Raw genomic sequence first — 328 nt, 5'->3', positions numbered from 1 at the left:
GGGGAGCGGCACCGCAGGCATGCGATCTCATTTTACCTACCCCTTTTTGCGTGCCGCCGTTTCCCACCTTTCCTTGTCGGATTTGGAAACAGACCATGAAGCGTATCAAAATTATCGACGTCCCCCACTATGAAACCGATCCGAAGGTGATCGTTAAACAGCTCAGTAAATTCTTGAAGGACCTTCGGAAGAAGAAGGTCGCAATCGATCTGATCGGTGATGATGAGCGGTCAGCTGGTAATCCCCCCTAAAATTAGTAGTGTTCAAAAGTAGAGTTTTCTCGGCAAAATATCTGAGGAGATTTTCGATGAAGACAGCACGATACAGA

Annotated in this window: 1 protein-coding gene; it reads left to right on the top strand. The window is 47.3% G+C overall.

Going from position 1 to position 328, the window contains the following annotated elements; genetic code table 11:
- The coding region (locus ABMC88_RS18485) for a hypothetical protein (protein ID WP_349578364.1) at nt 1–251 on the top strand (251 nt) is incomplete at its 5' end.
- Between the last annotated feature and the right edge of the window lie 77 nt (nt 252–328).

Origin of the sequence: Sulfitobacter aquimarinus, from assembly GCF_040149565.1 — a bacterium.
Lineage (GTDB): Bacteria > Pseudomonadota > Alphaproteobacteria > Rhodobacterales > Rhodobacteraceae > Sulfitobacter > Sulfitobacter aquimarinus.
Note: the sequence above shows the minus strand (reverse complement) of the source record. Positions and strands in the feature narration are given on the sequence as shown.